The sequence below is a fragment of the Myxococcus sp. AM009 genome (assembly GCF_013372605.1).
GTDB classification, from domain to species: Bacteria; Myxococcota; Myxococcia; order Myxococcales; family Myxococcaceae; genus Myxococcus; species Myxococcus vastator.
Map to the genome: position 1 here is coordinate 1 of NZ_JABXEP010000231.1, position 8,611 is coordinate 8,611.

General features: G+C 69.6%; 6 protein-coding genes. 4 read left to right on the forward strand and 2 right to left on the reverse strand.

Features of this window, described 5'->3' with window-relative positions:
• Positions 1 to 260: 260 nt before the first annotated feature.
• Complete coding sequence (gene truB, locus HV824_RS33280) at positions 261 to 1,169, reverse strand: tRNA pseudouridine(55) synthase TruB (RefSeq protein ID WP_176425066.1); 909 nt, start codon at positions 1,167 to 1,169, stop codon at positions 261 to 263.
• Between the two features lie 292 nt (positions 1,170 to 1,461).
• On the opposite strand from truB, the gene HV824_RS33285 reads away from it, so the two are divergent.
• The 4 genes from HV824_RS33285 (at position 1,462) to HV824_RS33300 (ending at position 8,356) form a co-directional block, all read left to right on the forward strand.
• Entirely contained in the window at positions 1,462 to 3,159 is a 1,698-nt protein-coding gene (locus tag HV824_RS33285) for an LVIVD repeat-containing protein (RefSeq protein WP_176421437.1), read from the forward strand.
• Between the two features lie 111 nt (positions 3,160 to 3,270).
• The gene (locus HV824_RS33290) at positions 3,271 to 4,875 is read left to right on the forward strand and encodes an LVIVD repeat-containing protein (protein ID WP_176425067.1); all 1,605 of its coding nucleotides are present in this window, start codon (positions 3,271 to 3,273) and stop codon (positions 4,873 to 4,875) included.
• 44 nt (positions 4,876 to 4,919) lie between these two features.
• The gene (locus HV824_RS33295) at positions 4,920 to 6,515 is read left to right on the forward strand and encodes an LVIVD repeat-containing protein (protein ID WP_176425068.1); all 1,596 of its coding nucleotides are present in this window, start codon (positions 4,920 to 4,922) and stop codon (positions 6,513 to 6,515) included.
• Between the two features lie 215 nt (positions 6,516 to 6,730).
• Positions 6,731 to 8,356 (forward strand): LVIVD repeat-containing protein, encoded by a 1,626-nt coding sequence (locus HV824_RS33300; protein WP_368738135.1) that lies wholly within the window; start codon positions 6,731 to 6,733, stop codon positions 8,354 to 8,356.
• Between the two features lie 11 nt (positions 8,357 to 8,367).
• Here HV824_RS33300 and HV824_RS33305 read toward each other — a convergent pair.
• Positions 8,368 to 8,611: diguanylate cyclase (locus tag HV824_RS33305; RefSeq protein WP_176425069.1), on the reverse strand; the 244-nt coding region annotated here is incomplete at its 5' end.

Here is an 8,611-nt window from a genome sequence, read left to right on the forward strand (position 1 = left end):
GGCCAGGCCCCCCCCGTGCTTCGAGCCCCGCTCCGTGCTGGAGCGTGATGTCCTGTCCTATTGCGCGCGGCGTGCCACACACCGGCTCCGGCGAGCCCACTTGAGCGCCATGAGTCTTTTCAGTGAGTTATGAATTCGGGTGTCGTTTTCCCGGGGCCGTGCGGGGTGGTGACAACTGTCATCACCGGTGACAACCGTCATCACCGGGACGGCCTCCAGGTGGTGACTCTTGTCACCGGTGGCCCCTCCCGCGCGCGGGCCTACAGCCCTCCGCGCAGCTCCAGCTCGCTCCACAGCGCGCCGTCGCGCTCCCGTAGCAGGAAGGTGAGGCGGCCCTGGTGGAAGCCTCGCACGGGCGCCTCCGGGTCCGGGAAGCCGGAGGGCAGCGTCCAGTCCGCGGGCTGGAGGCCGCTCGCGGGGATGGGGCGCTCGCGGCGCAGCTCGCCCACCTCCGCGTCCGTGAGCGCACGCACGCGGGCCCAGGGCAGCAGCTCGCGCCCGTGCAGCCACCCGCGTGGCTCCGGCCCGGGGTCCTCCCATGGGCCAATCGCCGTGCGCCGCAGGGTGGACAGGTGTGCCCCGCAGCCCAACGCGCGCCCCACGTCGCGGGCCAGCGAGCGCACGTAGTAGCCCCCGCGGCAGCTCAGCCACAGGCGGCTGGCGCGCGGCAGGTCATGGGACAGCCAGCGCGCCGCGTGCAGGTACACGCGCGAGGGCGGCAGCTCCACGGCTTCTCCCCGGTGCGCCTTCCGGTAGGCGGGCTCGCCGCCCACCTTCTTCGCGCTGGTCGCCGGAGGCACCTGCTCCCGCCAGCCCACGAAGGACGCCAGCGCCGCGTCCAGGGCCTCGGGCGTCAGCGCCGCCGTGGCTCCCTGGAGGACGGGCCGACCGTGCAAGTCCCCCGTGTCCATCTCCGTGCCCCAGATGACCTCTGCCTCGTAGACCTTGGGCACGGTGTGCAGCAGCTCGAACAGGCGCGGCGCCTGCCCCACCAGCACCAGCAGCAGCCCTTCCGCGAAGGGGTCCAGCGTCCCGCCATGGCACACCGGGATGCGCTTCCCCGGCTGCGCGACCTTCGCCTCCTCCATGAACCGCTGCACCACCGAGAAGCTCGTGGCGCCCACCGGCTTGTGGACCCGGTAGATGCCCGGACTCAGTTTCCCTCCCACCGCGACCCTCCTGTGGCCGCCCAGCCTACCCCGACCGGGAGCGCGGTGGCGGAAGGCCGCGCCCCTCCCCGCACCTCCAATGAATGGCAACTCATGCGGTGCGCCGTGGGCGCCGCGCGTCTCCAAGGCCAAGACCATTCCCCGTCAAATACAAGCAGCCGGCGCCCCGCCGGTCCTTTGCCATTCACCTGGCAATCATCTCGAACCAGGAACGGCCTGACAGGCGTATTCCTGCGTAAGGCAAAGGACGGCCATCCCCGCAGTGCCTCGCATTCCCTCATGAGGTGTCTCCATGACATCCCCGCTTCATTCGGGCTGGGCCCTGCTGTCCGCCCTGGCCCTGATGCTGTCCGCCACCACCGGCTGTGATGACGACCCGCCTCCGCCCGTCCCCGACGCGGGGCAGCAGCCCACGGACGCGGGCACCGAGGACGCCGGGACGGACGCGGGGCCCGAGGCGCCCTGGGACGGGGGCTACACCGTGCTGGACGACCCGGGCGACTGGATTGACCGGGGAGCCTTCTCCGCGTGCCGGTTCACCGTGGACAACCCCAGCCTGGAGGCCTGCGCGGACCCGGCGAGCTTCGACATGTCGTCGTGCAACGCGGACCAGCTGGCCGCGCTGGAGCCGCACGGCATCTACCTGGCCGACATGAGAGCGGAGCGGCTGCTCGCGGACGGCGGTACGTCCGTCACGCCCGGCAGCGGCGGGTTCCAGCTCCATTCGGACGGCGGGCCGGACACGCTCAGCTCCGTGCCCCTCACCGCCCGGATGACGGATGGCGGCACCTTCTTCCTCTCCAGCAAGCGGACGCATCCCGTGTCAGGGGAGCGGGTGGTGTCGATTGCAGGCTGCGAGGTTCCCAAGCCTGGCTTCATCACCGGCTGCTACGTCACCTGCTCGCAGTCCCCCCGGCTCACCACCTACAGCGTGGGGACCTTCGAGGCCCAGCGCCCGGACGCGCGTGAGGAACCCGAGTCCTCCGGCGGCTTGCAGCTCGTCTCCGAGGCCGTCGTGGACCTGGGGACACCGGTGGACGTCTACGTCGCGCACGACCACGCCTACGTCGTGTCCGTCAACCGGTTCGACCGCTTCGGCGGGCTCACCGTCTTCGACGTGAGCGACCGGGCCCATCCCCTCTTCAAGGCGTCCATCAGCCTGCCCGGGGACTCCTACTGGAACGGTGTGTGGGCCAAGGGCAACGCGCTGTACGTCGCCAGCGCGGACACCGGTGTCTCCGTCTTTGACATCTCCAACCCCGGCGCTCCTGAGTTCGTCCAGAGCCTGCCCGGCAATGGCTACACCAACGTGCACACCGTGCTGGTGGATGGCGACCGGCTGTACGCGTCGGACGTCACCAACTTCGTGGGCAGCACCCGGGTCTACGACGTCAGCACGCCCCTGGAGCCCGTCCTCCAGCAGGTCATCACCCTGCCCGAGGACTCCTCCCTCGGCGGTCCCCATGACTTCTTCGCGTACCAAGGCCGCCTCTACATCAGCAACGCGTACAGCGGTTACTCCGTCGTGGACGCGTCCGACCTGGAGAACGTGAGCCACCTGGGCCAGTACGTCTACCCGGCGTTCGGCGGCTTCTCGCACCACAGCGCGGTGGGCACCTTCGCGGGCCGCACCATCGCCTTCGAGGGCGGCGAGTTCGCGGCCTCGCACCTGCGCGTGCTGGACGTCACCGACCCGGCGAACATCGTGAAGATGGGCGAGTTCCGCATGCGGCCCGTCACCTCCATCCACAACATGATTCTCAAGGGGAACCGGCTGTTCATCGCCTGGTACCACGAGGGCCTGCGCGTGCTGGACGTGGCCAACCCCACCCGGCCCCGACAGGTGGCGCACTTCAATACGTACCGGGAGAGCGACCCGCGCCGGCGGGAGGGCCCCTTCGAGGGGACCTTCGGCGTGCGAGTGCCCGGCGACGGGCATGTCTATGTCGTGGATTCCTCGCGCGGGCTGCTCATCTTCAACGAGCCCTGAGCTGGCCAGGGGCGCCACTTTGCGGCGCTCGCGGTGACCTCTATGCTGTGCGGAGGGCGCCCGCGGAAACGACGCGGGCACCTCCTTTTCCTCATCCAGAGGCTGCACCTCATGCCTGTCCGTGCCGCGCACCCGTTGCTGGCGCTCGTCTGTGCCATGTCGTTGTCAGCGTGTTCCTCGTCGGAGCCCACGCCACCAGCGCCCCCTCCCGAGCCGCCCGCCTATGACGGCCCCTGGGAGGCGCTTTCGGAGCGGGGGGAGTGGGAGGACCCCGGGGCCTTCGAGGCGTGCCCCGCCCTCAACTCCCAGGTCGCCTGCGGTGCGCCGGAGGCCATCGCCCTGCCGGGCTGCGACATGGGCTCGCTCGCGGGCCTGGAGCGGGAGGGCGCCATCTACCGCGCGGAGATACGTTACGAGTTCCAGGGACAGGCCGGCGTCCAGGCGTCACCAGGGAGCGGCGGCTTCCAGTTCGACGCGGCCCGCCAGCCGGTGTCCGTCATGGGCCGCGCGCCCCAGGGCTTCGCCTTGGACAGCGAGCGCTTCGTCCTCGCCACCGAGTACACGCGCACCACCCAGGAGCGGGACCGGCTCACCTTCGCGGGCTGCCGCGCCCAGGGACCCCGGCACCTCACCGGCTGCTTCCTGTGGTGCCGCAACGGCACGCTGCGCTACCGCGGAAGCTTCCGCGCCGAGCGAATGACCTGGCGGGAGGACGAGCCCGAGTCCTCCGGTCTGCAGCTGCTGTCCGAGTCCTTCGTGGACCGGGGCCTGCCAGTGGACGTGTACGTCACGCACGGCCACGCCTACGTCGTGTCCATCAACGCGTCCGAGCGGCAGGGCGGCCTTACCGTCTTCGACGTGCGCAATCCCCACGCCCCCGTGCAGACCGCGTCCTTCCAGCTCCCCAATGACGGGTATTGGAATGGCGTCTGGGCCCGGGACGACGCGCTCTATGTCGCCAGCGGGGATGCGGGGCTGCTCGTGTTCGACCTGGAGGACCCGGCGCGGCCCGCCTTCGTGCGCAACCACCCTGGCGGCTCCGGCCCCGTCGATGTGCATACCGTGTTCGTGGAGGGGACGCGGCTCTACGCCATGTCGCCCGGCCCCAACCAGGAGACGCTCATCTTCGACGTCAGCCAGCCGTTGGCGCCCCAGCTCCTCACGCGCTACGCCCACGCTGGCGGCAACGGCTACCCGCACGACGCCTTCGCGTACGACGGGCGGCTCTACATCAACCACACCACCGACGGCTTCCTCGTCGTCAGCCTGGGCGGCGAGACGCCGGAGCTCCTGGGCCGGTATGCCTACCCCTACGCCTACAGCCACGCCAACGCGGTGGGCACCTTCAACGGCCGCACCGTGGCCTTCGAGGGCGGCGAGACGCTGGGCGCCCACGTGCGCGTGCTGGACGTCACGCAGCCCGCCGCCATCACGAAGATTGGCGAGTACCGGCTGCGCGGCCTCACCTCCGTCCACAACATGCTGCTGGTGGGCACGCGGCTCTACGTCGCGTACTACCACGAGGGCGTGCGTGTGCTGGACGTGTCCAACCCCGCCCAGCCTCGTGAGGTGGCGCACTTCAACACCTTCCGCGAATCAGACCCGCGCCGGTCCGACGGCATGTACGAAGGTGCCATCGGCATGCGCGTTCCCGGTGACGGCCACGTCTACGTGGTGGACACGTCGCGCGGGCTGCTCATCTTCGACGCGCCCTGAGCTGGGCACGGACAACTCCTTCTCCTCATCAACGGACCTCACCCATGACTGTTCGCACCCCATGCCCGTTGCTGGCGCTCGTTTGCGCCGTGTCGTTGTCCGCCTGCTCCTCCTCGGAGCCCGCGCCACCGGAGCCCACGCCACCGGCCTATAACGGCCCCTGGGAGGTGCTTCCGGAGCTGGGGGAATGGGTGGACCCCGGGGCCTTCGAGTCGTGTCCCGCGCAGACGTCCCCTGCGGCGTGCAACGTGCCGGAGACACTGGTGATGCCAGACTGTGACTTCGGCTCGCTCGCGGGCCTGGAGCGGCAGGGCGCCATCTACCGCGCGGAGATTCGTTACGAGACCGAGGTGCAGCCCGGCACCGTACAAGTCTTCCCGGAGAACGGTGGCTTCCAGTTCGACGCCTCGGGCCAGCCCATGTCCATCATGGGGCTCGAGCCCCATGCAGCCATCATGAATGACGAGCGGTTCTTCATTTCCTCCGGCCCCACGAGTCCAGCGGGGAGGGATAACGGCTACACCTTCATCGGCTGTCACGCCCAGGGCCCCCGGAGCTTCACCGGCTGCGTCCTCTGGTGCCGCAACGGCACGCTGCGCTACCGCGGCAGCTTCCGCGCCGAGCGCATGACGTGGCGAGAGGGCGAGCCCGAGTCCGCCAGCCTCCAGCTCCTGTCCGAAATGCGCGTGCCCCTGGACACGCCCGCGGACGTGTATGTCACCCACGGCCACGCCTATGTCGTGGGCATCGACCGGCGAGGGTCTGGCGGCGGCCTCGCCGTCTACAACGTGAGCGACCCCTACATTCCCGTCCAGCAGACGACCATCAAGTTCGGCCATAACGAGTACTGGAATGGTGTCTGGGCCAAGGACAACGCGCTCTACGTCGCCAGCGCTCGCGAGGGCGTGCTCGTGTTCGACCTGACCAACCCCGGGCAGCCCGCCTTCCTACGCAGCTACCCGGGCAACAGCCGCGTCGATGTGCACACGCTCTTCGTGGAAGGGAACCGGCTCTATGCCATGTCCCCATCCCAGAAGCAGACGCTCATCTTCGACATCACCCAACCGCTGGAGCCCCAGCTCCTCACCCACTTCACGTATCCTAGAAGCATGGGCTACCCGCATGACGCCTTCGCGTATGAGGGGCGCCTCTACGTCAATCACCTCGAAGACGGCTTCCTCGTCGCAGGGCTGGACGGCGAGACACCGGCGTTGCTCGGCCGCTACACCTACCCTCATACATTCAGCCACGCCAACGCGGTGGGCACCTTCAACGGCCGCACGGTGGCCTTCGAGGGCGGCGAGACGCTGGGCTCCCATGTACGCGTCCTGGACGTCACCGACCCTGCGAACATCGTGAAGATTGGCGAGTACCGCCTGCGCAGCCTCACCTCCGTCCACAACATGCTGCTGGTGGGCACGCGGCTCTACGTCGCGTACTACCACGAGGGCGTGCGCGTGCTGGACGTGTCCAACCCCGCCCAGCCTCGTGAAATCGCGCACTACAACACCTTCCGCGAGTCAGACCCGAACCGGACAGACGGGCTGACCGACGGCGCCATCGGCATCCGTGTACCGGGGGACGGCCGCATCTACGTCGTGGACACGTCGCGCGGGCTGCTCATCTTCGACGAGCCGTAGTCGCTGCAAGTCCAGGGCCCCGAGGCGCCGGTGAGCACCTCCGGCGCACAGGGACCGCGACTCCACCTTCACGGCGCAAGCAGTTCCCCGGAGCCCCAACCCAGGTCCGCTCCTCGCTTCGTAGGCACAACAGCCGCCGCGCCCTTCCGGCCGGCGTGCCTTCCGCGAGGTGCGATTTGCCGCTGTCCTCCGCCCCGACCTTCCGAACGCTGCGCGTGGTCTCTACCCTCTGGGCCTGTGTGCTGGCCGGATGTGACGACTCGCCGCGCCCCACGCCGGATGGCGGAGTGCCGCCGCCTCCCGTGGACTCCGGCACCACCGATGCCGGCAGCGCGCCCTGGGATGGGGGCTCCACCGCGCTGGAGGAGTTCGGGAACTGGGTGGACCGCGGGGCCTATGCGCCGTGCGCCCTGGTGGGGGACGGCACGCACGCCTGCGAGACGCTGGATTCGTCCGGCTTCGACCTGTCGGCGTGTGACCCTGCCGCGCTCGCGCAGGTGCCGCCCGTGGGCGTCTTCCAGGCGGGCCTGCGGGAGGAGGGGCTCCTGGCGGATGGCGGGACACAGGCCGTCTTCTCCGCCGTGGGCTTCATGCTCCGCGATGACGGCGGCACCAGCACGCTCGCTGGCCAGGCGCTCGTCACCCAGGAGACGGAGGACGGCCGCTTCTTCCTCGCCATGCGCAGCACCACGCCGCCGATGAACACCACCATCGCCCTCGCCGGCTGCCAGGCGCCTTCCACCGGCATCATCACCGGCTGCTTCGTGCGCTGCACCAACAACGCCCCTCGCCGCAAGGGCACCTTCGAGGCCCACCGCATGACGTGGCCCCAGGGCGAGCCCGAGTCCTCCGGCGGCCTCCAGCTGCGCGCGGAGGCCCACGTGGCCCTGGGCAGGCCCGTGGACGTGTACGTGGCCAAGCAGCACGCCTACGTGGTCTCCACCCACACGCCGACGAGCAACGGCGGCCTCACCGTCTTCGACGTGAGCGACCCGGCCCACCCCGTCTTCAAGGCGTCCATCAGCATTCCCGGGGACTCCTACTGGAATGGCGTCTGGGCCCAGGATGACGCGCTGTACGTCGCCAGCAGTGTCTCGGGCGTCATCGTCTTCGACATCACCCAGCCCGCGGAGCCCGCCTTCCTGCGCAGCCTGCCTTCGGGCCTGTACGGCGTGCACACCGTGCTGGTCCACGGTCAGCGACTGTTCGCCACCAACAACGAAGGCCGCACGGACATCTTCGACGTCAGCACGCCGCTGGCGCCGGTGGCGCTCCAGAGCATCGCCCTGCCCGAGGAATACTCACTCGGCGGGCCGCATGACCTCTTTGTGTACGAGGACCGCCTCTACATCAGCAATGCCCAGGGCGGGTACTCCATCATGGAAATCTCCGACCTGGAGAACGTCCGGCACCTGGGCCAGTACGCCTACCCGGACGTCTACTCCCACCACAGCGCGGTGGGCACCTTCGCGGGCCGCACCATCGCCTTCGAAGGCGGCGAGTTCGCGGCCTCGCACCTTCGCGTGCTGGACGTCACCGACCCGGCGAACATCGTGAAGATTGGCGAGTACCGCATGCGGCCCGTCACCTCCATCCACAACCTGATTCTCAAGGGCGACCACCTCTACATCGCCTGGTACCAGGAGGGCCTGCGGGTGCTGGACGTGTCCAACCCCACGCGGCCACGCGAGGTGGCGCACTTCAACACCTTCCGGGAGACGGACCCCGGCCGCACGGACCACCTCTTCCAGGGCGCCTTCGGCGTGCGGTTGCCCGGCGACGGACACCTCTACGTCGCCGACGCGCCGCGCGGGCTGCTCATCTTCAACGAGCCACAGTAGCCCCGCGCGACTCACGCCTCGATGCGGTTGCGGCCGTTCTCCTTCGCGCGCAGCAGCCGCGCGTCCGAGGTCCGCAGCAACGCCTCCACCGTGTCGCCGTCCCCCGGCGACACCGCGATGCCCGCGCTGAAGGTGACGTGGAAGGGCTCGCCGGCGTCGCCATCAAAGGTCATGTCCGACAGCTCCGCCGCGGTGCGGGCGAGGATTTCCGAGGCGCTGCCCGCGTCCTCCCCCAAGAGCCCCACCACGAACTCC